Source organism: Oceanospirillum linum (genome assembly GCF_001995095.2).
In the GTDB taxonomy this organism is placed as follows: Bacteria; Pseudomonadota; Gammaproteobacteria; order Pseudomonadales; family Halomonadaceae; genus Oceanospirillum; species Oceanospirillum linum.
On record NZ_MTSD02000005.1, the window covers coordinates 134,331 to 159,405 of the forward strand.

Below are 25,075 nucleotides of genomic sequence, written 5' to 3' on the forward strand. Positions count from 1 at the left end.
TTTTGTTGTTATTTGTGGGGCGGCTACTGCTGGCTATCCCGGATAAAGCTCAGGCAACGGCTGGTCTTTTTGTCTGGAGACCCGTTTGATGCCTTCACTGGCAGTAGCCAGATCACTACCTTGCCAGCTCTCAGGCTTGGCGTTAGGGCCGAATAGCACCATCTGTAACTGGTGCAATGCCTTATCGAACTCTGGTGTTGTTTGTGGCGCTTCAACACGCTGCCATTTCCGCCAGGCGTCCCATGCGGCTCTGGCCTGATTCTGCTGGCAAGCGTTTAAAAGTGCCTGTCGAAAGATTGGATTTTCCACAAAGGCCATTGTTTTTGTCTGATTTTTTGCAACACCGTTTTGGCCCAGGTTATGAAGTAGCTGCTGTCGGGCAAATATAAGTTGTTGTCTGCTTTGCCACAGAAATAGGGCCAATATGGCGCTTAATATTGAAAAAAACAGTGCCGCGATCTGCCATAAAAAACTATTGCCAGCCTGAGATTGAACCGGTGGGGCAATCGTATCTGAAGGAGTTGCCTTTACCTTTTCCGGCTCGGGGGCGCGCGCCGGATCAGCACTTATGTTGAGTGGAAGGGGCTCAAGTGCCGCATATTCCAGCTTGTTTGTATTGGTGTTCCACCAGGGAATGCGAACCTCGGGCAACCTGAGCACCCCTGTGGCCGTTGGGATCAGGGCGATACTGAGTGTTTTCTCCCCCACTAATCCTGTACCACTTTGGTTCAGGTTTTCCGGGTACTCATTCAATTGTGGCTGCTCCGGGTACTGGCGTACCCCCTGCATTACAGGCATTTCAATAGGTGGTAGCTGGGCTGCAGTCAACCCTCTGGCTTGCAGTGTCAGTTTTCGGGTCAGAGGTGTGCCTTCCTGCCATTGGGCATAGTTACCACTCCACTGTTGGCTTAAGGTTACTGACTTAGCCGGTAGCCACTGAGCATCTGCCGGGAAGCTATCCGGTACAGGAAGAACATTGATTTTATGCTCAGGGCTTTGAATGCGAATATGTTTTAAGCCCCCCAGAGAATAACGGTTCTGAACCCGTACACGACCACTAAAGGTTTGTGGAGGCAGTACCAGCTCACCGCTGCTTTGCGGATAAAGCGCGAATTGCCACTCTGCTACATTGTAAAGGCGGCCATCAATACGGGCTTCAAAGTCCTTTCGATTACCCAGCTGTACCATGAGAACATTTTCCAGCTCCAGGTCCGTCAGGCCGTGGTCTGAGATGCTAGTGGCATAGTAAAGGCGCAGGGTGTAAACCAGCTGCTGCTGAACATAGATGCTGCCACTGTGGTCTATCTCGCTATGTAAAAAAATATCTGCGCTGGCCTGCGTGTTTTCCGGTTCAGCTCTTACCTCAAGCGTAATAGGCTGACTGCTGACATCTCCGATGGTTATGGCCGGTATGATCAGAGTACCGGTACGGCGAGGCAGTAAAGAGATTTCCCAGATTCGTTCCGAATGGTTTTCACCATTGATAATCTGAATATTGGTGCGTACCTGCTGAGCCAACACCTCAAAATCCTGATAAAGTTCGGCTAGCTCCGGGTCTCCGGTCAATTCCAGACCAGGGGCCTTCAGAAAGAGCGTGACGCTTTCATTTTCTGTCAGGCGGGTGCGGTCAACACTGGCTTCCAGGCTGTTGGCCTGAGCGTGAAAAGAGAAAAAAAGAGCCATAATGACCAGCGTCATTCTGAGGTTCAGAAGAAAAGTTTGATGGGGGATAAGGCTTACCATGGTGCTCGTCCTTCAGGCAGCGGTTCACGGCGCTGATTAGCTTCATATTCAAATTTTCGGCGTAAAAGACCTGCTGGGTCATCCGGGATGCGGCGCAGCCACTGCTCCAGAGAAAGTTCCTCTTCACTCATTCCTGAGTTGGTTGAACTGTTCTGGTCTGATGTGTTGTCGGTCTTCTGTTCGGATTGCTGCTTTGCCAGTCGGTCTTGTTGCTTCTTTTCCTGCTCCGCCAGCTTATCCAGAACGGATTGCTCTGGCTCTCCCTGGTCTGCCATCTCCGGGCTGTTTGGGCCAAACATGGATGAATCATCATCCGGGCCCAGCCTTTGATCCCTGTTAGGTTCTGATGATTGGCTTCCATCTGAAGTTGGATTCCCGGGTGACCCTCCCTGGTTATCCATACCGGCCGGGGAGTCGGCTGAAGAATTGTTGCTTTGTGGATTCTGAGCCTTCTGTTTCTGCGGCTCTGACTGACTCTGATTTGAAGCGTTCTGTTGTGCTTTTTGCTGGTTTTTTTCCTGCTGCTTCAGCAGCTCTTCAATCAAAGCTCTATTGTATTCAGCATCCTTGAGTGCTGGGTTTTGCTCCAATGCTTTACTGTAGGCATTCATGGCTTCATCAAAGCGCCCCAGTTTTGCTAACGCATTACCACGGTTGTAATGCGCCAGAGGAGTATCACTTTTCGAAAATTCGCTAATTGCCTGTGGGTAGTCTTTTTGCCGGTAAAGGGCGCTGCCCCGCCAAAGAGGGTCTTCTAACAGTTTCTGGGCTTCTGAGTAGTGACCTTGAGTAAAGGCTTTTTCACCCTGTATTTGTGGGGTTTCAGGCCAGAAGGCAAAAACCGGCTTTGGCGTTCCCAGAAGAACGAACAGCGGCAGTATCAGTAACCAGTTCCTGCGAAAGGCCAGTGCTATCAGTGGTAAAACCGGTAGCAGGAACCAATGCCCCTGTTCAATCCAAAGGGGGAGTTGGGCCTGGCTCTCTTTCAGTTCCTGTTGGGCTATCTCTTGAGGCAGCAGTGCTCTCAGGTCATCGTCATCCAAAGTGATAGGATGAATCAGAGCGTTAACAGAGGCCGCAAATGAAGAGATGTCAGCCCGATCCAATTTGCTGATAATAACGTTGCCTTGCGGATCTTTGACAAAGCCCTGGTGATCCAGAGGGATTGGTGCCCCGGCTTCGGTACCTACGGTCATAATGCTGAGTTTAAGGTTATTGGGCAGCTGTTTGCGAATAGCTTTTTGGGCCTGATGATCGAGGCCATCTGTCATCAGTAGCAGGCGCGCTTTCTGAAAACCTGATTGACGAACCAGTTCAACGGCTTTGCTTATGCCCGCTTCAGCGGCACTACCTAGTTTGGGCATCATGAGAGGGTCAAGTGCGGGCAACAGATTCCGGATCGTTGCGGTGTCCTGAGTCAGAGGTGTTACGACGTGGGCATCACCGCTGTAGACGACTAATGCGGTCATACCCTCATCACGCTGTTTCAGAAGATCCTGCAGCTTTTGTTTGCTTCGGGTGATGCGGTTTGGCTGGCTGTCTTCGGCAAGCATGGACAGCGACAGGTCCAGTACGATGACCAGGTTGTCTTGCTTGATAAGTGCTGGTCTGGACTGCTGGCTCCAGCTTGGTCCCGCCAAAGCGATACCGGCAAGACTCAGAGCTGTGAGAGTCCAAAGCAGATAACCGGGCTGTTTCTCCGGTTTTGCCAATAGTTGTTGCTGAAGATCCGGGCGCATGCGGTCCTGCCAGGGGTTGCTGGCGTGGCGGAAACGCAGATACCAGATCACCTGAATGACGACCAGGGGGATCAGTAACAGAGCCCAGGGGCGGGCGAAGTGAAAGCTATTCAGCAGTTCCAAGGTGGCTCCTTACCTGTATCAAGGTGATTCCTTACCTTTAGCGCTATTGAGTTCCGGCACGGTATCCCCTTCCGGTGTACTGGCTTGCTCCCGCCAATACACGAGGAACCAGCGTCCTGCGAAAGCTATGATCAGAGAAGCAAAAATCAGCAGCAAAGGCCAATAAATGAGGCTATGGCGGGGTCGAAACACCTGTGACTGCTGCTCAACAGGCTCCAGTCGGTCAAGCTCTCTGTAAATTGCATCCAGCTCTTCTGTGCTGCGTGCACGGAAGTAATTACCACCGGTGGCACTTGCAATATTTCTCAGGGTTATCTCATCAAGATCCTGAGAGGGATTAATACGCCGGGTAAGACCAAACAGGGTTTCTACCTCCAGCTCATCGGCGCCAATCCCTATGGTATAAATTTTGAGCTGCTGGCTGGCGGCCAGTTGTGCCGCCTGAATGGGATCGATAGCACCGGCTGTATTAGCACCATCGGTCAGCAAAATCAGAATGCGACCCTCCTCCGGCTGATCTTTCAGGCGTTTAGTACCTAAACCGATGGCATCACCTATGGCGGTCTGATCACCGGCCATGCGAAGCTCAATCTCATTCAGTTGGGCTGAAACGGTTTTGCGGTCATGGGTGATGGGGACGTGGAGATAAGCTTGTGTGCCAAATACGATCAGCCCAAGTCTGTCGCCTTCACGACGAAGTACAAAATCCGATACGATCTCTTTAACTGCTGTTAGTCGATCCGTACGCTCTTCGTGTAACACCATATCATCCATCTGCATACTGCCTGAAATATCCACCGCTAACATCAGATCCCGGCCTTTATTTGGCAAAGGCTGGGGTTCCCCGATCCATTGAGGGTGGGATGTTGCTATAACAAGCAATACCCAAATCCAGCTACCGACAATAAGGCGTAACGTTTTTCGTTGGCTACGCAGTGCCCCACTTTTGATACTTTGAGTTGCGCTAAGCCAGGCAATACGTAAACGGTAATGCCGGGGAGAAGCAGGTGGCATAAACCGGTATACCAGCCAGGGTAGTGGCAGCATTAGAAAAACCCAGGGCCAGACAAAGTGCACCTGACTAAGGGATACGAAAAAAACGGAGAAAAAGTTTAGCTGTGATAAGGCGTCTAAAGCTGTCGCTTGATCCACTGTCTTACTACCTCAATCAAGGCGTTCTCATCAAATGCTTCCGGAGAGGGTTGGTAAGCCTGAATTAGTACTTGCCCGATACCCTGACTGAACTCCTGAGTCTGACCACTACGATCCAGAAATGTCAGCCAGTTCCGCCCGGCCAAGGGTGAAATTTTTTCCCGGTCATAATTGATCATGGCCATGCGGCGCAGCAGCATATTCAGTTCGTTCAACAGGCGCTGGTGTTCTCCATGTTCGTTGAAGCGTGCCTGCATGGCTTCCAGTTCAGCCAATGCATAACGGCGTGTTCGGGTGCGCATATAGTAACGGCGTGCCAAAACCCCGATAATGATAACCGCCAGAATACCGGCAACGGAGATCCACCAGGTGTTGATGCTGTGTGTCCAGCCACCAGAAGGTTCCGGAATATGTATATCTTTAAGTTGATCCAGTAATTTGGATGCTTCTTGAGTGACGTGTGCGGTGCTCATTCAGCGGGGCTCCTGCCGAGCTCTATTCGTTTGTTGTCGTGAACAGATATCATGGATGCTATATGTAATACATTTTTTATTTATATTTTTTAGGTATCTGTTTGTTGTTTCTGACTTTTTTGTCCCAAAACAGGGATCGTCATTATACCGGTTTAACGTCGGTTTTACCGGGAACCTCTGGCAAAAAACTGTTTCAGTTTGTCAGTTGGTTTCTCATGTGTTGACAGGGATATAAAATGCCCCCGGGTTTTTTGTATAGCTTGTCTGAGAGCATCTCTGTGCAGGTCAAACTCTCTCCGGTAACGCTTTTGCTCTGCGGGCTTGGTGCCGTCGTAGTAGAAATCCTGGTTGCCATCGGTCAGAAAACAGGCACCCATTGGTAATTCCCGTTCTAATACATCGCTGACCTGAATGGCAACAAGGGTATGGCTACGGCTGAGCTGTGTCAGAATGGATAAATCTTCCAGATCCAGAGACCAGAAATCACTGATGAGTACAATCAAGCTACCATGTCCTGGCTGTACCGCAATTTGCCGTAGCACCTGATTCATGCGGCCGGTTTGGGACCGGCTTTTCGCTTGGGTGATGTTAAGCCCCAGATCACAGCTGGTTTTCAGTAAAGGCAGAAGTCCTTTATGCCGGGCTTTGGGTTTTATCAGGCGTGCCTCTTCACCATTAAACACCAGCCCACCGCAACGATCTCCCCGATAGCTTAGAGCCCAGCCGAGTGTAGCGGCGGTATTAGCTGCTTGTTCCGCTTTACTACGCAGGCTGCCGAATAGCATTGAGGCTGACAGATCGACAACCAGGTGAGCCGGTCTCTCCCGCTCCTCCATAAAGACTTTGGTGTGGGGTCGGCGTGTACGGGCCGTTACCTTCCAGTCCATCAGGCGAATGTCATCCCCCGGCTGGTAGTTCCGTATTTCACTTAGCTCCATACCCCGCCCTTGCTGGCGGGAGCGGTGCTGACCAGCCAGCGTCGAGCCAGTGGGAGAGCGTAAATTTAACCCCAGGAGGTTTTTAGACTCCTGCAGCCGACTGAGCCGCTCCAGTCTTAGCTCTGGCAGGAAGGGGGTTTCCATATCCTGTATTGGCTCTGGCCGCAGGCTCTTGCGGATCTGTTGCCATGCAGAATGCAGCATCAACTCACCGGTACCTGTTGTAATAGATGAGCGATTACCTGATCGGCACTGAAGCCAGCGGCCTCTGCTTCGTAGCGGAGCAGCAATCGGTGACGAAAAACATCCGGCACCATTACCTGAACATCTTCAGGCGTTACAAAATCACGGCCATCAAGCCAGGCGTGGGCTCGTGAACAGCGATCCAGAGCTAATGTGGCGCGGGGACTAACACCATACTCAATCCATTGAGCCAGGTCCTTGTTGTAACGATCCGGACGACGGGTGGCATCCACAAGGTGCACAATATATTGCTCGATGCTTTCCGCCATGTAGATCTCCAGCACCTCTTTCCGGCCCTGAATAATCTCCTGCTGACTGACTGACGGCAATACGTTGCTGTTCTGTGGAGATGACAATATCTCTTTTTGCTCGTTACGGATCAGGCGTAAAATTTCAAGCTCTGCATCGGCACTGGGATAACTCAGGTTGGTATGTAACAGGAAGCGATCGAGCTGTGCCTCCGGGAGCGGGTAGGTGCCTTCCTGCTCTATCGGATTTTGAGTCGCCATGACAAGAAAGGTTTCCGGCAGGGAATAGCTGGTATTACCGACGGTAACCTGGCGTTCTGCCATTGCCTCAAGCAGTGCTGCCTGTACCTTGGCAGGAGCTCGATTAATCTCATCCGCCAACACAAAATGGTTAAACACAGGGCCCTGTTGGAAGCTGAAGCTGTTGTGTTCCGGACGGTAGATATCTGTACCGGTAATATCAGCCGGTAGCAGGTCAGGGGTAAACTGAATGCGCTGAAAATCACCTTCAAGGCAATCAGATAGCGACTTGATAGCCTTGGTCTTGGCAAGGCCGGGAGGGCCCTCCACCAGCAAATGGCCGTCGGCCAGTAAAGCAATCAATAAACGACTGAGCAGTGTTTCCTGCCCGATAATCTGGCTTTTTAAGTGGTCATTCAGAGACTGAAAGGCGTCGCGAACACTCATGGTTATCCTTGTATCGTCAGGGTGTTGTTTATTTGTTGTTTATGGATAAGCACACTTACCTGTGGCTTTATTAATTATGCCATATTCAGATAAAGGCTGATTCAATACCTATACCTGTAAGACTGCAGTAATGTCAGCGAGTATAGCGAGATTGCTTTCTGGCTGGCTAGCATCTGATCAACGAATTGAGCATGGGTTCCGTTAAAAGTAGTGCCTTGGTTCTTAAACTAAACTTTGACCCGGTTGAAACAGATACGCATTTTAAAGCTGTTTGGGTGCTGTTTTACGCTCTGGGAGCAATCTCCTATGTTGTTCGCTTCTCCCCCTATGCTTTTTTGTAATAGATCATCGGTACAACGGTTGATTTGTACTATGTTTTGAACAAAGCTATCTCTATATTGGACAGGATCTTATGTCTGTTTTTTATGGATTTAAATCACATAAAGTCATCCCGGAATCATCCCTGAGGTTAATTGACGATGTATCAAGCCAGTGAAGGTCACAAACAGTTTCTCGGTCTTCTGGAAGACCAGCTTGCACAAAAGTTTTCTGAAAAACAGGCAAAAGATATCAGTACTTTTGCCGGCCTGTATTACGCATCGGCTTCTTTGGAGGAGCTGGCTGAACGTCGTTCGGACGATCTGTATGGCGCAACGGTATCTGCGTGGAATTTTGTCCAGAAGCATGATGATAATGAACCGAAAATCCGTGTCTACAATCCTGATTTTGAACAGCATGGCTGGCAGTCAACCCATACTGTTATTGAGGTCTTGCACCGGGATATGGCTTTTCTGGTGGACTCCATACGTATCGAACTGAATCGGCGGGGTTTGACGGTTCATTCGATCCATAATGCGGTTCTGAACTTTCTGCGGGATGATAAAGGACAGATGACAGATCTGAAGGGCCGTCTTGACAGCTCTGAAGATACAGGTTGTGCTGAGTCACTGATCTATATTGAAGTTGATCGCCACACTGACCAGGCTGAGCTGGATGAGCTGTCTGCCAGCCTGGCGGCAGTTTTGTCGGAGGTTTCCACTGCAGTTGATGATTTTGACGCTATGGAGCAGAAGTGCTTTGAACTGTGTGATGCGCTTGCGTCCAGTCATCCTGAGCATTTGTCCGATGAGGATGTGAACGAAGCAGTCGACTTCCTGAAGTGGCTGAATGATGAACACTTTACCTTCCTGGGTTATGACGAATACGATGTTGCCGATGACAATGGCAAGAAGGTTCTGAAGCTGGTTTCTGGTTCTGAAATGGGGGTTCTAAAGCTGGATGACCCCCGTTACAACCCTCAGGACCGTAATGAGCTGGCGCTCGATGGTCGTCAGTTTGTATTGATTCCCGAGCTGCTGACTTTTGCTAAAGCCCCTGAACATGCTCGTGTTCATCGCCCGGCATACCCTGACTATATTCGTATCAAACGCTTTGATGAGAAAGGCAACCTGGTGGGGGAGAGTCGCTTCCTCGGGTTGTATACGGCCTCAGTTTATAATGAAACACCCCGTAATGTACCTATCCTGCGCAAGAAGATACAGGCGGTACTTGAAGCATCCGGCCTGGATCCAAACGGGCACAATGGAAAGCAGCTGATTCAGATTCTGGAGGTTTATCCCCGTGATGACCTGTTCCAGATAAGCCTGCCTGAACTGACAGAAACAGCAGTTGCTATTATGAACATCCGTGAGCGGCCTAAGGTGCGCTTGTTTATCCGTGAAGACCGTTTCGGCAAACTGTTCTCCTGCCTGGTTTATGTGCCCCGTGATATCTTCAGCACTGAGCTGCGCCATAAACTGCGTGATCTGCTGTGTGAAGAGCTGGATGCCCACGGTAACGAATTCCACACCTATTTCTCCGAATCCGTTCTGGCTCGTTCTCAGCTGATCCTGCGCTTCAATGGTGATACACCGCCTAAGTACGATATTCGTGCCATCGAGAAAAAAGTGATTCAGGTGGTTCGCTCCTGGAGTGACGATCTGGCTGAGGCCCTGGTGGAAGGTTATGGCGAGGAGAAGGCCAACGCTTATCTGCGCCTTTATCGTGATGCGTTCCCCGCAAGTTACCGGGAGGATTACAGCCCGCGAACAGCGGTCTTTGATATCGGCTATATTGATGAGCTGAATGACACCCGGTCAGTCACGATGTCCTTTTACCGCCAGCTGGAAGCAGAAAATAATCATCTGCAGTTTAAGTTGTTTCACAAAAACGAACAGCTGCCTCTGTCCGATGTTATCCCTGTATTAGAGAACCTGGGGATGCGCGTTGTCGGAGAGCATCCATACGAAATTGCCCGCAGTGATGGCGATATCATCTGGGTGCATGACTTCTCTCTGGAGCCTTCCTCCGGTCGTATGGATGCGCCTTTGGTTGAGGTGCGTGATGTTTTCCAGGAAGCCTTTGAACAGATCTGGAACGGCTCTGCAGAAAATGACAGCTTTAACCGCCTGGTACTGACATCTCGCCTGAACTGGCGTCAGGTTACAGTGTTGCGTGCTTATGCCAAGTATATGAAGCAGATTCGCTTCAGTTTTGGACAGAGCTATATCGCAACGACATTAGGCAATCATGCGGGGATTACCAGCATGCTGCTTGAGCTGTTCAGTTTGCGCTTTGATCCCAGTGCAAATTATACCGAAGGAGCTGAAGAAGCTCTGGTCAACCGCATTACTGAGGCGTTGGATCAGGTTCAGTCTCTGACAGAAGATATGATTCTCCGCCGCTATATGCAGCTGATGTTGGCGACTCTGCGTACCAACTTTTACCAACTGGACAGCAGCGGCAATATTAAATCTTACGTGTCGTTTAAGTTAGATACCCATAAGATTCCTGATGTACCTCTGCCCCGGCCAATGTTTGAGATCTTCGTTTACTCTCCACGGGTGGAAGGTGTTCACCTGCGCGGTGGCAAAGTAGCCCGTGGTGGCCTGCGCTGGTCTGATCGTCATGAAGACTTCCGTACCGAAGTGCTTGGTCTGGTTAAAGCCCAGCAGGTTAAGAACTCTGTCATCGTACCGGTTGGTGCGAAAGGTGGCTTCGTCAGCAAGTGTCCACCTGCAAGCGGTGACCGTGATGATATCCTGCAGGAAGGTATCGCGTGTTATAAAACCTTTATCAACGCCCTGTTGGATATCACCGATAACCTGATTGAGGGTGAAGTGGTTCCACCAAAGCAGGTTGTGCGTCACGATGAAGACGATCCGTACCTGGTTGTTGCAGCGGATAAAGGTACAGCGACCTTCTCTGATATTGCCAACGGCATCTCACTGGAGCACGGTTTCTGGCTGAAAGATGCTTTCGCATCCGGTGGTGCTAACGGTTACGACCATAAGAAAATGGGTATTACGGCCCGTGGTGCCTGGGTTTCTGTACAGCGTCACTTCCGTGAATTTGATCATGATGTCCAGAACGAAGATTTCACGGTTGTCGGTATTGGCGATATGAGTGGTGATGTATTCGGTAATGGCATGCTGCTGTCTGAGCACATTCAGTTGGTCTGCGCGTTTAACCACCTGCATATTTTTGTAGACCCGAATCCGGATGCTCTGAGCAGCTTCCGTGAGCGTCAGCGCTTGTTTGACCTACCGCGTTCAAGCTGGGCAGACTACAACGCGAAACTGATCTCTGAGGGCGGTGGTATTTTCTCCCGTTCTGCGAAATCCATTGTGGTTACACCTCAGATGAAGGCCCGCTTTGATATTCAGGAAGACCACCTGTCACCGAATGACCTGATCTCTGCGGTTCTGAAGGCACCGGTTGATCTGATCTGGAATGGTGGTATCGGTACCTACGTTAAAGCAACCACTGAAAGTCATGCAGATGCGGGTGATAAGGCTAATGATGGTCTGCGTATCAATGGTAATCAGATGCGTGCCCGTGTACTGGGTGAAGGTGGTAACCTGGGTGTCACTCAGCGGGCCCGGATCGAATATGGTCTGCATGGTGGTGCGTCCAACACTGACTTCATCGATAACGCCGGTGGTGTGGATTGCTCTGACCATGAGGTTAACATCAAGATTTTGCTGGCTGAGCTGGTAGAACAGGGTGATATGACTGAGAAGCAGCGTAATAAGCTGCTGGAAGCGATGACCGAAGAAGTTGGTGATCTGGTTCTGAAGAATAACTATAGCCAGTCTCAGGCACTGAGTTTGGCTAAGATCATGGCGAAAGAGGGTATCGGCCAATTCAGACGCTTTATTAATGCTCTGGAAAGTGAAGGTAAACTGAATCGTGAGCTGGAATTTATTCCGGCTGATGATGTGCTGTTGGAGCGTTTTAATCAGGGTGAAGGTCTGACCCGGGCTGAACTGTCGGTACTGATCTCTTATGCTAAGTCTGATCTGAAGCAGGCCTTGTTGGCAACAGAGGTACCGGATGACAGCTTTATCGAGCGAGAAGTTGAACGTGCCTTCCCTCGGGTTCTGATGGAGAAGTACAAGCCGGCCATGTACAACCACCGACTGAAGCGTGAGATTGTTTCCACGCAGCTGGCAAATGATCTGATTGATCACGGTGGTATTGCCTTTATTCATCGCCTGATCGACTCTTCCGGTGCTGAAGCGGCTGAGATTGCACGTGCCTATGTGGTCACCCGTGAGGTGTTTGGTATCCATAGTCTATGGAGCCAGATCGAGGAACTGGACAACCGCGTCAGCAGCTCTGTTCAGTATGAGATGATGCTGGAACTGATGCGCCTGATTCGCCGGGCAACCCGTTGGTTCCTGCGGCCGCACCTGGCGAACCTTCCGGTTCGTGATGCGATTGAGCTGTATGAACCTAAAGTTCGTATGCTGAGTGAAGGCATCGGCGAGCGTCTGCGGGGAGCTCAGTTGGAAAACTGGAGCAAGCGGCGTGAAGACCTGATTAGTAAAGGTGTTCCTGAAGCATTGGCCGATCAGGTTGCTGCAACTTCCGGGCTTTACTCTTTACTGGGAGTTGTTGAAGCGGAACGTTCAACCGGTGAAAAACTTCAACGTGTTGCTGAAGTGTACTTCGAGCTGGGGCATCAACTGGATCTGCAGTGGATCAGTCAGAAAATCACTCAGTTGGATGTTCATGATAGCTGGGAAGCATTAGCCCGGGAAACTTTCCGTGATGACCTGGATTGGCAAAGTCGGGCGCTGGCTATCAGTGTCCTGCAGATGGAGGATGGCGCATTAGATGTTGAAGGCCGTGTGACCCAGTGGATGAAGCGACATCAGCATCAGGTTAATCGCTGGCAGACGATTCTGCAGGAGATCGAAACTGGCAACAAAGCTGACTTCCCAATCTACTCTGTGGCCATGCGCGAGCTTTTTGACTTGGCACAGATGCAGATGGAAGCATAAAATATGCTTTATGCAGGAAGTTATTATTTCACTCAGTTTGAGTGCTGAAAAATATCTGGAGTACTACCGGGGTTATGCCTCAGGTGTAATCGCTTACGATACCCTTGGCAGGCGGGTACAGTTACCCGCCTCCGTGTTGCGCCAGTTTGTTACCCATAAGGGTATTCAAGGGGTGTTCAGGGTAAAATTCGGAGCCGGTAATAAATTCCAGAGTATAGAAAGGGTAGCCTGAAGAGGCTGCCCTTTTTTTATTTATTCTGACGCTTTTACTCATCAATTTTTTTAACGCCTCTCAACCTTTCCACCGTTAATGCTTTTAATGCGCTGTCAGCGTATAATTTTGCCGTTTTACATCCGCTTTGATGCATCGCTTTCAGGAGTCCTGTCATGTACGGTTTAGCGCGCAATATTCTGTTCCGTTTTTCTGGTGAAACGGCCCATGAGCTGGCTTTGGATGGCCTGAATGCCGCCAATCGTCTGGGTGTTTTGTCGCCGTTTGTGGCAAAGCCGGTAAATGCGCCGGTTGAAGTGATGGGGATTCAGTTCCCAAATGCAGTGGGGATGGCTGCAGGGTTAGATAAAAATGCGGATTATCTGGATGCGCTAGGTGCCCTGGGCTTCGGTTTTGTTGAGGTGGGTACCGTAACTCCCAAGCCTCAGCCGGGTAACGACAAGCCGCGTCTGTTCCGTATCCCGGAAAAAGAAGCCATCATCAACCGGATGGGCTTCAACAACAAAGGTGTACATCATCTGGTTGAGCAGGTTAAGAAGCGTAAATTTCAGGGCATCGTCGGTATCAATATCGGTAAGAACCTGACCACCTCTGTGGATGATGCTGAAAAAGATTATCTGTATTGCCTGAAAGAGGTTTACCCACACGCTGACTATGTGACGGTTAATATTTCTTCCCCGAACACTCCGGGGCTGCGTACGCTTCAGTTTGGTGAAACCCTGGAAGCGCTACTGCGGGCACTAAAAGAAGAGCAGACATGTTTGGCTGAGCAGCATCAGCGCTATGTACCCATTGCGGTTAAGATCGCACCTGACATGACCGACGAAGAGATCCGGCTGGTAGCGGACAATATCCGTAATCAGAAGATGGATGCAGTAATTGCGACCAATACGACTCTGGATCGCGATGCTGTGCTGGGGCTGGATAATGCAGAGGAAGCAGGCGGTTTGAGTGGTAAACCGGTGCGTGATAAATCAACCCATGTGATCCGTGTTTTGGCAGAGGCCCTAAAAGGTGATCTGCCAATTATTGGTGTAGGTGGTATTGATTGTGCTGAGGCCGCTTGCGAGAAAATTGAAGCGGGGGCCAGCCTGGTTCAGGTTTATACCGGTTTTATTTATCAGGGGCCAAAGCTGGTTAAAGAAGCCGCTGAAGCGGTTGCTGCCCAGCAAGCTTGTATGAAGAAGGCTGAGTAACAAGGTTTGTTGGGTGTACTAAAAAGGCTCGCATTGGCGAGCCTTAGCGTTATTCTGATATAAACCGTATGGCCTGAGCTCCAGCCTGTGGGCTGTCAGATACTTCGAACCTATGGCAGGACGGTGGGATTCTTATGGATTCCTGAGACACCTGTCATACCCGCCCATGAATCAGCGCGGCCTTCTCGCCATCCGCTCATCCAGTATTGCCGGGCATCAATATTACTGTTTGGGCATAAATCCCGGGATTTTCCGGATACGCCTGCTTGGTAACCACGTAAAAAAGATCGTTGGGCAGGGTCTCTTTTTTGTCTTTTCATAGTGAGTAACGCCTCGTAACTATCTGTGGAGTTTGTCGGATCACCGTGCTCTGTTGAGTTTTCACGGCAGGCCAGGTTTTATGGCCTCTGACAAACACTCCCTAAATGTAAAGTCCTGTGGCACCAGGGTGCCTTTTTTTTCAGGTCCGGGATCAGATCGCATCAGATCTGAAAGACATCAGGTTTCTTTAACCTCCGGTCTGATGTTGAAGTACACTCTTAAAACTAAAATGAGCCTGTACTTTTAATGACCTGTTTAGGGGTTTAGAGTTCACTGTGTTTTACGACGTTTGCGCAAAATCTGCGGCAACAACTTAGTTGTAGTGGAATTGTCATACTTTGTCGAACACCTTTTTTTCATAATCCTGTAGCTGCTTAGTCGGTGCAGGAATAACGAAACATGCTAATAAAGTTAGCCTGTTGAATTGGCTGGGAAATAATGGCTTTACTAGATCTTTTTTTAACCTGTCCGAAAAGCCTTGAAGGTTTGTTGGCACAGGAGTGCGCGCAACTGGGTGCAGAAAGCGTTAGGGGAAAAGTAGCGGGCGTGGAGTGTCAGGCGACATTGGAGGTGGCTTATCGTCTCTGTTTATGGTCTCGCCTGGCAAACCGTGTGTTGCTGCGGTTATATGTTGGCCCAGCGGATACTGCCGATGAGATGTACGACACCGTTCAGTGGGTCAACTGGCAGGACCATATGCAGGAGATGGGTACTCTGGCCGTGGATTTTTCCGGTACTAACCGTGAGATCCGTAATACGCATTTTGCCGCCCAGCGCGTTAAAGATGCCATTGTTGACCAGCTGAAAGAGAAAACCGGCTATCGCCACTCGGTGGATAAAGAGCGCCCATCGATGCGGGTTAATGCACGGCTTAATCGTGGTGAAGTGGTGTTGAGCCTGGATCTCTCCGGTAGTAGCCTGCATCAGAGGGGCTATCGTCTGGATGGTGCTATGGCCCCCTTGAAAGAGAATCTGGCGGCAGCGATTCTGATTCGCAGTGGCTGGCCTGAATTGGCGAAAGAGGGAAAGCCGCTGATCGACCCTATGTGTGGTTCCGGTACCTTGTTGATTGAAGCGGCGTTAATGGCAATGGACCAGGCTTCTGGTCTGAACCGGAGCCACTTTGGCTTCTTTACCTGGAAGCAGCACGATTTTGATCTGTGGCGAGAAGTGGAGCACGAAGCAGAAGCTCGCGCCTCCATTGGACGTAAGCGTTGGGATGGCCTGATTTACGGTTATGATGCCAGTGGTAAAGCTCTTGTTGCCGCGCAGAAAAATATTCGTCGGGCCGGCCTGGATAAAATCGTTAATGTTACGAAAAAAGAGTTGGCTTACTTTGTTCAGCCAACCCATGCGGGCAATCTTGACGCAGGTCTTGTGGCAACGAACCCTCCATATGGTGAACGGATCAGTGATATGCCGTCGCTGATCCATTTGTATCGCCACCTGGGAGATCGCCTGAAAGAGTCTTTCCCAGGCTGGCAGGTATCGGTTTTCACCGGTAATACTGACCTTTGCCACAAGATGGGGCTACGTAGTCACAAGCAGTACAACATGTTTAACGGTGCTCTGCCCTGTAAGCTCCTGTTGTTTGCTGTAGCCGCAGATTCTGATCAGCGGGTTCGCCCGGATAAACCGACTCAAAGCACCGAAGAGCTGATTATGGATGAATCCGCCTGGAGTGATGGCGGACGGATGTTTGCCAACCGGGTGCGTAAAAACCTGAAAAATCTGAAAAAATGGCTGAAAAAAGAGAAAACTGAGTGCTATCGCGCTTATGACTCTGATATTCCTGAATATGCGGTTGCGGTGGATGTTTACGGTGATCATCTGTATGTTCAGGAGTATGCCCCTCCCAAGACCATCGACCCGGCGAAGGCGGAGCGCCGTTTGTTGGATGTGATTCAGGTCTTGCCGGCGGTATTTAATATCAACCCGTCTAATATCCATCTGAAGCAGCGTAAGCGTCAGGCCGGTCGTGCACAGTATGAAAAAATGGACAAGAAGCGCGAGATGCTGACCGTTACCGAAGGTCCCTGCAAGCTGCTGGTTAATCTGGATGATTATCTGGATACAGGTCTGTTTCTGGATCATCGCCCTGTCCGTACTTACATTGGTGAGCAGTCAAAAGACCTGCGTGTACTGAATCTCTTCTGCTATACAGCGACCGCGACCGTACATGCGGCGGTAGGTGGTGCCCGAAGTACTGTCAGTGTGGACCTGTCCAACACTTATCTGGAGTGGGGTAAGAAGAACATGCGTCTGAACGGCTTTTACGGTGAAGAGCATGAGTTTATTCAGGCGGATTGCACTCAATGGCTGCAGGAAAATATGCGGCTGTTTGATCTGATCTTTATGGATCCACCAACTTTCTCTAATTCGAAGCGGATGAAAGATGTGCTGGATGTTCAGCGTGATCACGCCCGTATGATACGTCATGCGATGCGTGTACTGGCGCCGGGTGGGGCCCTGGTCTTCTCTAATAATCTGCGCAGTTTCAAAATGGATGAATCGATTTTGGATGAGTTTGATGTGCAGGATATTTCTAAAGAATCGGTGCCTGTGGATTTTGCCCGTAACCCTAAGATCCATCATTGTTTTGAGATACGCTATTTCGATTGATCGGTAAGCGTTATCAGCAGTCTGTCGGGTTTGTCCGGGCAGGCTGTTTTTTTTTATTCTCCAGGGTGCCTTTCTGAGAGAGGTTTTGTTAAGAGTATGAAAAACGGAGTCAATAATGAGTAAGGTTCTGTATCTTTACACCACGTTGGGCTGTCACCTTTGTGAGCAGGCACAGGCAATCGTTCATCCGCTGGTAGCAGAAAAGGGTATGGTTTTAGAGTTGGTAGAGATCAGTGAACAGGAAGCCCTGGTGGCGCAATATGGGATTCGTATTCCCGTGATCCGCCTTGCTGACCAGGAAGAGGAGCTGGGTTGGCCGTTTGATGCTGAAGCTGCAAGCCGCTATTTGTCTTTGGGTTAACCGGTGGGAAGTTCGCCGGCTCTCATCAGATCCGAGAAGAGGTCGGCAGCTTCTTCACTATCATCCAGCTGGAGTACGCGCTTCATACCACGACTTTCCTGAATAGTACCGATGCTTTCCATCAGAGTGACAGCCTCATCATAGGACTCTACTAAGGAGTGCGTCAGGCCGCCAAATTGAGTACCGATCTGTCCCCAGGCTTTGGTTAACAGCCAGTCGCCGAACATATCCTGATGGATATGAACCAGACAGTAATCATGTTCGTTTTGCCAGCGAACAATCACTTGTGCAACTCCTGCGGACTGATATGATTCCCAACTACTGTGATCAACAGAGATCCGATCAGTAGTCCCTTAATGAAAGCGCCTACACCCTGATACTGAATCAGAGGCACTTTGCTGACTGATATTATTCAATGGTACCGGTTGTCAGAGAAGGTTCTTCTCAATGAATGAATTGCACCAACAAGTACGGCTTTAAGCCGCCATAGGTATGCGTAATGATTCACCCAATTCTGACCAGTGGCAGGAATTGAGCCTGAATCCCTCGCATTTGTAAAGTGTTGATATAAAAAGCCCTTTCCTGCCGTGATGTTTATTTTGGCAGGTCTTACTCAGGGCAGGATAAAACCAGAGGAAGACAGATGCACATTATTGCCGATGAGAATATCCCTCTTGTTCAGGAGTTTTTCTCTGAACTGGGTACGATTGAAACACTTCCGGGGCGCTCTATGACTCAGAAGCAGATTCAAAAGGCAGATGTGCTACTGGTTCGTTCTATTACGAATATCAGTCCGGCGTTGCTGGAAGGCTCAAAAGTGCGCTTTGTCGCAACGGCCACCATCGGTTGTGATCATATCGATCAGGAGTACCTGGCGAATAATAATATTGGTTTTGCCAATGCACCGGGTTGTAATGCTAACTCGGTCGTTGAATATGTTCTGAGTGTATTGTCTTTACTGGCAGATCAGGAAGACTTTATTTTGCAAGAGAAAACGGTTGGTATTATTGGTGCAGGGAATGTTGGCCGACGACTGAAAGAGCGATTACAGAGAATTGGTATCAATGTACTGGTAAATGACCCGCCCCGTGCGCTGTCAGAAGGTACTGAAGAGTTTACTGGTCTGGATGAGTTATTGGCACAATCTGACATTATCAGTATGCATACGCCGCTGATTAAAGACGGAGACCATCCCACTTTGCACCTGCTGAATGAGGCTCGTATCAATCAATTGAAACCGGATACGGTATTGATCAATAGTGGCCGGGGGGCCGCTGTCGATACCGAAGCGTTAAAGCGAAGATTGCTGGAGAAAGGTGATTTAGTAACGGTGCTGGATGTGTGGGAGTCGGAGCCGGATATTGACTATGAGCTTCTGGAGTTAGTCGATATAGGTACGCCACATATTGCCGGCTATAGCCTTGATGGCAAGCTTGGTGGCACGGAGATGGTCTATCGGGCCGTTTGTGAATACTTCGGCTTACCTGCCCGCAAAAAGCTGGGACAGCTTATCCCGGAACCACCTTTGCGCAAGCTTTCATTTTCAAATCAGGCGCACCGTTGGCAAGCCACTCTTACTGCAATCCGCGCTTGTTACGATGTTCGGAATGATGATATGGCGCTACGTCGAGCCTTTAGCAAAGCTCGGCGGCAGAACCAGTTACTGGGCCAGGCATTTGATGAGCTGAGGCGAACTTATCCGGTGCGCCGTGAATTTGACACTCTTAAAGTGCAACTGAAAACCAGTCAGAAAAAACTGGGGGATCGTTTGGAGAAATTTGGTTTTTCTGTTCGCCTGGGTAAATGAGAGTTTTTAATCATATGGTTAATTATTGTTCTAAGAAAAAATATCCCTTTTTTTAATGAAATGCCCGGTTTTTACCGGGTATTTTTTTGCCTGGTTTCTGATTTTAAAACCTTGCAGATCCCGCTTGTGTGCTGATTTTGAGTAGATCCCGTTTTTGATAGAAGGGTGATAATGTACTTATAAAAGTCTCAATTTATGCGTTAATTTGTTTTTTATTCACACCTTGACGCTGAATCATAAAGTTAGCTACGTTAAAAAAGACGGGTGTGTATTACCTGTCTGCATCGGGGAGAACCGTTCGAAGCTCCCCACAACAGGTTTAGCCTGTTCAGTTTGCTGGGTATGTCAGATCCATTGAACTCTATCGATGTCGGGTCTCCCGATAAGGATGAGGTTTAAGGGGATTCAGGGGTGCCCACATCAATTCTACTGCCTTGTTCGGCAGTGTCGGAAGATGGAGCGACATGATGTCTCTAACCAGTCAATTAAAGAAAATCGCGGGTATTTCCTGCGTAGCCGCCACTCTGGCAACGGCAACCGGGGTTGCACAAGCGGATACATGGCGCTATGCCCATGAGGAGTACAAAGGTGATGTACAGGATGTGTACGCCCTTAAATTTAAGGAATATATCGAAGATAACTCCGAGCATACACTTCAGGTCTACCGTTTTGGTGAGCTAGGCGAGTCCGACGATATTATGGAGCAAACTCAGGCAGGTATTCTGCAGTTTGTTAACCAGTCACCGGGGTTCACCGGTTCTTTGATTCCTGAGGCTCAAATCTTTTTTATCCCTTATCTTTTACCGACGGATATGGAAACGGTAGTTAAGTTCTTCCGTGAAAGTAAGGCGATTAATGAAGACTTTACTGAACTCTATGCGGATAAAGGCCTGGAACTTCTGAAGATGTATCCTGAGGGGGAGATGGTTGTCACGGCCGATGAGCCGGTGACCAATCCTCAGGATTTTAAAGGCAAAAAAATTCGCGTGATGACGAATCCTCTGTTGTCATCGACTTACGAAGCATTTGGTGCAACCCCAACACCGCTACCTTGGGGTGAAGTGTACGGTGCACTGCAGACCAATATGATTCAGGGGCAGGAAAACCCAATTTTCTGGATTGAATCCGGCGGCCTTTATGAGGTTTCTCCTAATCTGATCTTTACTGGCCACGGCTGGTTTACAACAGCTTCCATGGCGAACAAAGACTTCTTTGATGATCTTTCTGCAGATGACAAACAGATGGTTCGGGATGCTTCTGAGTATGCCTTTAACGAAACGATGAAGCATATTGACGGTTTAGCCGACCGGGCTCTGGATAAGATTGTTAAAAGTAGTGACAAGGTGACGGTGACCCGCCTGACGGATCGCCAGATCGCAAAGTTTAAAGCCCGGGCCCCTAAGGTTGAGAAAACCTTTTATGAAATGGCTGGCGAAAGCGGCAAGGAACTCCTGCAGCAGTTCAAAGCTGACCTGGATGCGGTTGCCAAGTAAACCCCTCTGCGTATCTTCTTCAATGGATACTGACGTCAGGGAGGCCCGGCTGAGCGGGCCTCTCTGCCCGATATTAACGGCAACATCGTTTGCCGAAGCATGAGCGAAATGCCATGACGGATTCTGAGAATTTAACCTATCACTCTGAGCTCCCTGGCCTTCTGGGCAAATTCGACAACCTGATCAGCAAGGTAGAAGCCTTTATGCTGGCAGCAGGCGTGTTACTGATGGCGCTAAACACCTGCGTTAATGTTATTGCCCGGTTTGGTTTTGGTCAGGGGCTTTTTTTTGCCGGTGAAATTAACCGGATTCTTATCATTCTTATCACCTTTGCCGGTATTGGCTATGCGGCCCGTCAGGGGCGGCATATCCGAATGTCGGCCATCTATGATTCCTTGCCCCATCAGGCCCGGAAGTGGGCCATGATTCTGATTGCACTGATAACCTCGTGCATTATGTTTTTACTTGCCTGGCTCTCTTTTGAATATGTCTCAGATGTTTTCAAGCGAGGGCGTATCTTACCTGCATTGGGCTTTCCGATCTGGTGGATCTATATCTGGGTTCCCATAGGCTTTGCAATTACAGGCATACAGTATTTTCTGACGGTCATAAAGAACCTCACCAGTAAGGATATTTACCTGTCTACGGGGGTGCTTGATGGGTATGCCGATGATGAGTCTGAGGTCTGAGCCAAGCGTTTTAGGCCCAGTGATAAAAATGATCTTAAAAAAATAATGCATAAGGATTTATCATGGCTACAACCTTAATGCTGATCATGATCGTGCTGCTTTTGCTCGGTTTTCCAATGATGATCCCCCTGATTACCGCGGCCCTTACCGGTTTTTATATGATGTTTGGCGGTATTGGGCAGATGGATACTTTTATCCAGCAGGTGCTGGGAGGTATTCGTCCGGCTTCATTGATTGCCGTTCCTATGTTTATTCTGGCTGCAGATATTATGACCCGTGGGCAGTCTGCCAACCGCCTGATTGATATGGTGATGACCTTTATCGGACATATCCGTGGGGGGCTGGCGATCAGTACTGCGACTTCCTGTACTTTGTTTGGTGCCGTATCCGGTTCGACTCAGGCGACGGTTGTTGCTGTGGGCTCAGCGCTTAGACCGAAACTGTTAAAAGCGGGTTACTCTGACTCGTTCTCGTTGGCGCTGATTATCAATGCCAGCGACATTGCCTTTTTGATCCCCCCCAGTATCGGCATGATCATTTATGGTGTGATTTCCGAGACATCTATTGCAGAACTGTTTATTGCAGGTATCGGCCCAGGGCTGCTGATTCTGTTTCTGTTCTCTGTCTACTGTCTGATTTACGCTACTGTTCACAATGTACCAACAGAGGAAAAAGCGAGCTGGAGTGAGCGTTTTAAAGCGACTCGTATGGCAGTCTGGCCGCTGATGTTTCCCGTTATTATTGTTGGCGGTATTTATGGTGGTGTATTTAGTCCGACTGAAGCGGCTGCGGTATGCGTACTTTATGCGGTCATTCTGGAGTTTGGTGTCTTCCGCTCCCTGAGCAGTAAAGATATCTACACGATTGCTAAATCTACAGGTTTGATTACGGCGGTAGTTTTTATCCTGGTGGGTGTAGGGAACGGCTTCTCCTGGATTATCTCTTTTGCTCAGATACCTCAAACTATTCTGGATGCGGTTGGTATCAATGATATGGGCCCCGTCGGTGTTCTGGTCGCGATCTCAGTGGCCTTTTTTGTCGCCTGTATGTTTGTTGATCCTATTGTTGTTATCCTGGTACTGACGCCGATTTTTGCACCAGCCATAGAGGCGACGGGTCTTGATCCGGTTCATGTGGGGATCATTATTACACTGCAGGTCGCCATCGGTTCAGCAACACCTCCTTTTGGCTGTGATATTTTTACTGCCATCGCAATCTTTAAGAAACCTTACTGGGAAGTCGTTCGGGGAACTGGGCCCTTTATTGCTATCCTGCTGTTCTCGGCCGGATTACTTGTGGCTTTTCCTGAAATTGCCCTCTTCCTTCGGGATGTGGCATTCAGTGACTAATCCGGGATTAAGGAGTTCGCTATGTTTAAAAGAATCTTAGTGGCAGTGGATGGCTCAGTAACAGCCTTGGATGCTTTAGATAAAGCAATTGAGCTACAGCAGCTAACTCGTAAGCAGGATGGGGAAGCTGAAATCTATCTGCTCTGTGTGTACAAACATCACAGTCTATTCGAGGCATCGCTATCCATGGTTCGCCCGGATGAGATGCAGATCCCTGATCAGGCATTGACAGAATATGCCAGGGATGTTGTGGATCAGGCAAAAAAACATGCCCTGAAGCAGGGGGTAACCTGCCGAGGTTTTGTTAAAGGAGGACGTCCCTCTAAAAAAATTGTGTCTTTTGCACAGACTAAAGAGATTGACCTGATTGTTATGGGATCAAAAGGGACTCATACCGATGTGGATGGTATGTTTTTAGGGAGTGTATCGCAGCGGGTGGCAGCCCATGCTAAATGCCCGGTGATGATCGTTTAGAAAAAATAGATTGCATCACTTCTGGTTTATCGGCCGGATTTACCGATATCTTCGATAAATCCGGCTATTATTTTCCCGGGGACGGCAGTTAATCGTTACGGGCTAGTCATTGATCGCATGCAGATATTGCAGCAAGGCTTTTTCAGTCAAGGGTGGTGAGTAATAGTAGCCCTGAATCAATTCACAGTTGAAACCTCTCAGAATTTCCAGCTGCTCTTCATTTTCAACCCCTTCTGCAACGGTGATAAAGTTAAAGTTCTCCGACATCTGCATTACGGTTTCCACTAACTTCTTATCCTGATCACTCACGTGCATATCTTTAATAAAAGTACGGTCAATTTTAAGCACTGAAACAGGCAGTTCTTTCAGGTAGGCCAGAGATGAGTATCCGGTGCCAAAATCATCAATGGCGATTGATATCCCCGCTGCCGCTAACTGACAGAGTTGCTCCAGAGCGACGACCATATCGGTCATCAGACCGGATTCTGTGACTTCTATCTCCAGTGAGCTTGGGGGTAACTGATAGCGCTGTAAGGTGTTCAGGCATTTTTGAGCAAAGTCAGACTGAATCAGTTGCTGACTGGCTACGTTAATGGCTAATACAAAGTTATCTGCTACCAGCTGTTGGTCTCGCCACTGCTTCAGCTTCTGGCAGCTTTGATCTAATACCCACTGGCCTATCTCTATAATCTGTCCGGTTTTTTCAGCTACCGGAATAAAAACATCGGGAGGTATACGGCCTAAATCAGGGTGGCTCCAGCGCAATAAGGCTTCAGCGCCCAGGCATTGCTCGCTCTTCAGGGTAATTTTGGGTTGGAAGTAAAGCTCTAGCTCCTGACGTTCAATTGCCTGATTCAACGCTTCCTGCAGCGTCACCTTCTGCTGTAATTGAGCTTCCAGCTCCGGTGTGTAGTCTCGCCAGGTATTTGGTTTTTCAGGGACTGCCAAAGCAGCAAGACGGATCAGGTTTTCCGCCGAACGCTGTGCACCGGATGTGCTTAATCCTGCACGTACATTGAGTCGTATCCGAAACTCCTGATAATCGATAGGTTCTCGGATAGTATCCAACAAGGGGGTTACGTGATCTGCCAGTTGTTGGCAGGAAAGCTCTGCCGCCTGTTTGGTTTCACGCAGCAGAACCCATTCGGTACTGCTCCAGAGGCCAAGAATATCCCCTGGCTGACGGTTAGCTACGGCTCTGTTTTTTAAGGCCAGCGCCAGATTTTCTGCTACTTCCAGGCCGTGCAACCGAGCCATCTCCTCTAAGCCATCTACGGAGAAAAAATAGAGCAGCTGGGGCTTGTCTTTCTGTAGGCGATCATGGAGTAGGTTAAGCAGTCCTCGCCGATTTGGCAGCCCGGTTAAGGGGTCCTCTACACTCATTCGGCGCAGCTCAGAGGTACGCTGTTGTACCAGTGTTTCCAACTCGTCCGCACGGAACATCTGTTGCTGAAGTTTTATATGCTCCTGAAGTATATTCTCCAGTCTGCGCAGGACCTCTTTGTTGTCAAAGGGCTTGGTGAGAAAGTCTCTGGCTCCAAGCTCCAAAGCCTGGTAACGGGTATCCTGATCGGTATTAGCCGTTAGCACAATAACGGCAGGTTGTTTATCCGGTAGCTGATCCCGAAGCTGCTCTAGGAGTTCAAGGCCTGTAATGTGGGGTATGCGGATATCAAGGAAAATCAGATCCGGACACTTTTGCTTAACCCTGGGCATCAGCTTTCGCGGATCAGTCATACATTCAATCTGCTCAAAGCCTTCATCTTCAAGCATGCTGGCCAACAGGTCGACGTTGACCTCGTTGTCATCAAGAATCAGGATATCTGCATCAGTATTTAATGAGCTTTGACTATCCACA

Annotated in this window: 20 protein-coding genes; 11 read left to right on the forward strand and 9 right to left on the reverse strand. The window is 49.2% G+C overall.

Annotation, left to right across the window (positions count from 1 at the left end; genetic code table 11):
• Positions 1 to 33: 33 nt before the first annotated feature.
• The 6 genes from BTA35_RS12295 to BTA35_RS12320 form a co-directional block, all read right to left on the reverse strand.
• Positions 34 to 1,743: a BatD family protein gene (locus tag BTA35_RS12295; protein WP_078320114.1), complete on the reverse strand. Its 1,710-nt coding sequence runs from the start codon at positions 1,741 to 1,743 to the stop codon at positions 34 to 36.
• A complete protein-coding gene (locus BTA35_RS12300; RefSeq protein WP_078320115.1) occupies positions 1,737 to 3,605 on the reverse strand; it encodes a VWA domain-containing protein in 1,869 nt (622 codons plus the stop codon). The genes BTA35_RS12295 and BTA35_RS12300 overlap by 7 nt, the downstream gene beginning before the upstream one ends.
• Before the next feature lie 18 nt (positions 3,606 to 3,623).
• Positions 3,624 to 4,652 (reverse strand): vWA domain-containing protein, encoded by a 1,029-nt coding sequence (locus tag BTA35_RS12305; RefSeq protein WP_078320191.1) that lies wholly within the window; start codon positions 4,650 to 4,652, stop codon positions 3,624 to 3,626.
• An 83-nt stretch (positions 4,653 to 4,735) separates the two neighbouring features.
• The gene (locus BTA35_RS12310) at positions 4,736 to 5,230 is read right to left on the reverse strand and encodes a DUF4381 domain-containing protein (RefSeq protein ID WP_078320116.1); all 495 of its coding nucleotides are present in this window, start codon (positions 5,228 to 5,230) and stop codon (positions 4,736 to 4,738) included.
• 164 nt (positions 5,231 to 5,394) lie between these two features.
• Positions 5,395 to 6,372, reverse strand: coding sequence for a DUF58 domain-containing protein (locus BTA35_RS12315; protein WP_078320117.1), 978 nt, complete (start codon positions 6,370 to 6,372; stop codon positions 5,395 to 5,397).
• Positions 6,372 to 7,346, reverse strand: coding sequence for an AAA family ATPase (locus tag BTA35_RS12320; RefSeq protein WP_078320118.1), 975 nt, complete (start codon positions 7,344 to 7,346; stop codon positions 6,372 to 6,374). Before BTA35_RS12320 ends, BTA35_RS12315 begins: the two co-directional genes overlap by 1 nt.
• Before the next feature lie 191 nt (positions 7,347 to 7,537).
• Here BTA35_RS12320 and BTA35_RS17945 point away from each other — a divergent pair, with 191 nt between their 5' ends.
• From BTA35_RS17945 to BTA35_RS12335, 4 genes are all read left to right on the forward strand, one after another.
• On the forward strand, positions 7,538 to 7,687 hold the full coding sequence (locus BTA35_RS17945; protein ID WP_160055204.1) for a PDZ domain-containing protein: 150 nt from the start codon (positions 7,538 to 7,540) through the stop codon (positions 7,685 to 7,687).
• A gap of 138 nt (positions 7,688 to 7,825) precedes the next feature.
• Positions 7,826 to 12,673 (forward strand): NAD-glutamate dehydrogenase, encoded by a 4,848-nt coding sequence (locus tag BTA35_RS12325; RefSeq protein WP_078320119.1) that lies wholly within the window; start codon positions 7,826 to 7,828, stop codon positions 12,671 to 12,673.
• Positions 12,674 to 12,683: 10 nt separating this feature from the next.
• Entirely contained in the window at positions 12,684 to 12,905 is a 222-nt protein-coding gene (locus BTA35_RS12330) for a DUF2835 domain-containing protein (RefSeq protein WP_078320120.1), read from the forward strand.
• Positions 12,906 to 13,060: 155 nt separating this feature from the next.
• The gene (locus BTA35_RS12335; RefSeq protein ID WP_078320121.1) at positions 13,061 to 14,101 is read left to right on the forward strand and encodes a quinone-dependent dihydroorotate dehydrogenase; all 1,041 of its coding nucleotides are present in this window, start codon (positions 13,061 to 13,063) and stop codon (positions 14,099 to 14,101) included.
• Positions 14,102 to 14,211: 110 nt separating this feature from the next.
• Here the strand turns inward: BTA35_RS12335 and rmf are convergent, their stop codons facing one another.
• Positions 14,212 to 14,421 (reverse strand): ribosome modulation factor, encoded by a 210-nt coding sequence (gene rmf / locus BTA35_RS12340; RefSeq protein ID WP_078320122.1) that lies wholly within the window; start codon positions 14,419 to 14,421, stop codon positions 14,212 to 14,214.
• 439 nt (positions 14,422 to 14,860) lie between these two features.
• Here rmf and rlmKL point away from each other — a divergent pair, with 439 nt between their 5' ends.
• Positions 14,861 to 17,044 (forward strand): bifunctional 23S rRNA (guanine(2069)-N(7))-methyltransferase RlmK/23S rRNA (guanine(2445)-N(2))-methyltransferase RlmL, encoded by a 2,184-nt coding sequence (rlmKL, locus tag BTA35_RS12345; RefSeq protein ID WP_078320123.1) that lies wholly within the window; start codon positions 14,861 to 14,863, stop codon positions 17,042 to 17,044.
• 115 nt (positions 17,045 to 17,159) lie between these two features.
• Entirely contained in the window at positions 17,160 to 17,405 is a 246-nt protein-coding gene (locus BTA35_RS12350; RefSeq protein WP_078320124.1) for a glutaredoxin family protein, read from the forward strand.
• Here BTA35_RS12350 and BTA35_RS12355 read toward each other — a convergent pair.
• Complete coding sequence (locus BTA35_RS12355; protein WP_078320125.1) at positions 17,402 to 17,689, reverse strand: WGR domain-containing protein; 288 nt, start codon at positions 17,687 to 17,689, stop codon at positions 17,402 to 17,404. The genes BTA35_RS12350 and BTA35_RS12355 overlap by 4 nt on opposite strands.
• A gap of 359 nt (positions 17,690 to 18,048) precedes the next feature.
• Here BTA35_RS12355 and pdxB point away from each other — a divergent pair, with 359 nt between their 5' ends.
• The 5 genes from pdxB (at position 18,049) to BTA35_RS12380 (ending at position 23,217) form a co-directional block, all read left to right on the forward strand.
• Entirely contained in the window at positions 18,049 to 19,212 is a 1,164-nt protein-coding gene (gene pdxB, locus BTA35_RS12360; RefSeq protein WP_078320126.1) for a 4-phosphoerythronate dehydrogenase PdxB, read from the forward strand.
• Between the two features lie 467 nt (positions 19,213 to 19,679).
• Entirely contained in the window at positions 19,680 to 20,705 is a 1,026-nt protein-coding gene (locus BTA35_RS12365; RefSeq protein WP_078320127.1) for a TRAP transporter substrate-binding protein, read from the forward strand.
• Positions 20,706 to 20,818: 113 nt separating this feature from the next.
• A complete protein-coding gene (locus tag BTA35_RS12370; protein ID WP_078320128.1) occupies positions 20,819 to 21,394 on the forward strand; it encodes a TRAP transporter small permease in 576 nt (191 codons plus the stop codon).
• Positions 21,395 to 21,456: 62 nt separating this feature from the next.
• Positions 21,457 to 22,743: a TRAP transporter large permease gene (locus BTA35_RS12375; RefSeq protein ID WP_078320129.1), complete on the forward strand. Its 1,287-nt coding sequence runs from the start codon at positions 21,457 to 21,459 to the stop codon at positions 22,741 to 22,743.
• 21 nt (positions 22,744 to 22,764) lie between these two features.
• The gene (locus tag BTA35_RS12380; protein WP_078320130.1) at positions 22,765 to 23,217 is read left to right on the forward strand and encodes a universal stress protein; all 453 of its coding nucleotides are present in this window, start codon (positions 22,765 to 22,767) and stop codon (positions 23,215 to 23,217) included.
• A gap of 102 nt (positions 23,218 to 23,319) precedes the next feature.
• Here BTA35_RS12380 and BTA35_RS12385 read toward each other — a convergent pair whose 3' ends face one another.
• Complete coding sequence (locus tag BTA35_RS12385) at positions 23,320 to 25,074, reverse strand: EAL domain-containing response regulator (protein ID WP_078320131.1); 1,755 nt, start codon at positions 25,072 to 25,074, stop codon at positions 23,320 to 23,322.
• Position 25,075 lies beyond the last annotated feature (1 nt).

Coding starts and splice junctions, on each gene's coding strand:
- BTA35_RS12295 (WP_078320114.1), bottom strand. CDS start 1,743: ATGGTAAGCCTTATCCCCCATCAAACTTTTCTTCTGAACCTCAGAATG.
- BTA35_RS12305 (WP_078320191.1), bottom strand. CDS start 4,652: ATGCTGCCACTACCCTGGCTGGTATACCGGTTTATGCCACCTGCTTCT.
- BTA35_RS12310 (WP_078320116.1), bottom strand. CDS start 5,230: ATGAGCACCGCACACGTCACTCAAGAAGCATCCAAATTACTGGATCAA.
- BTA35_RS12315 (WP_078320117.1), bottom strand. CDS start 6,372: ATGCTGCATTCTGCATGGCAACAGATCCGCAAGAGCCTGCGGCCAGAG.
- BTA35_RS12320 (WP_078320118.1), bottom strand. CDS start 7,346: ATGAGTGTTCGCGACGCCTTTCAGTCTCTGAATGACCACTTAAAAAGC.
- BTA35_RS17945 (WP_160055204.1), top strand. CDS start 7,538: ATGGGTTCCGTTAAAAGTAGTGCCTTGGTTCTTAAACTAAACTTTGAC.
- BTA35_RS12325 (WP_078320119.1), top strand. CDS start 7,826: ATGTATCAAGCCAGTGAAGGTCACAAACAGTTTCTCGGTCTTCTGGAA.
- BTA35_RS12330 (WP_078320120.1), top strand. CDS start 12,684: ATGCAGGAAGTTATTATTTCACTCAGTTTGAGTGCTGAAAAATATCTG.
- BTA35_RS12335 (WP_078320121.1), top strand. CDS start 13,061: ATGTACGGTTTAGCGCGCAATATTCTGTTCCGTTTTTCTGGTGAAACG.
- rmf (WP_078320122.1), bottom strand. CDS start 14,421: ATGAAAAGACAAAAAAGAGACCCTGCCCAACGATCTTTTTTACGTGGT.
- rlmKL (WP_078320123.1), top strand. CDS start 14,861: ATGGCTTTACTAGATCTTTTTTTAACCTGTCCGAAAAGCCTTGAAGGT.
- BTA35_RS12350 (WP_078320124.1), top strand. CDS start 17,160: ATGAGTAAGGTTCTGTATCTTTACACCACGTTGGGCTGTCACCTTTGT.
- pdxB (WP_078320126.1), top strand. CDS start 18,049: ATGCACATTATTGCCGATGAGAATATCCCTCTTGTTCAGGAGTTTTTC.
- BTA35_RS12365 (WP_078320127.1), top strand. CDS start 19,680: ATGTCTCTAACCAGTCAATTAAAGAAAATCGCGGGTATTTCCTGCGTA.
- BTA35_RS12370 (WP_078320128.1), top strand. CDS start 20,819: ATGACGGATTCTGAGAATTTAACCTATCACTCTGAGCTCCCTGGCCTT.
- BTA35_RS12375 (WP_078320129.1), top strand. CDS start 21,457: ATGGCTACAACCTTAATGCTGATCATGATCGTGCTGCTTTTGCTCGGT.
- BTA35_RS12380 (WP_078320130.1), top strand. CDS start 22,765: ATGTTTAAAAGAATCTTAGTGGCAGTGGATGGCTCAGTAACAGCCTTG.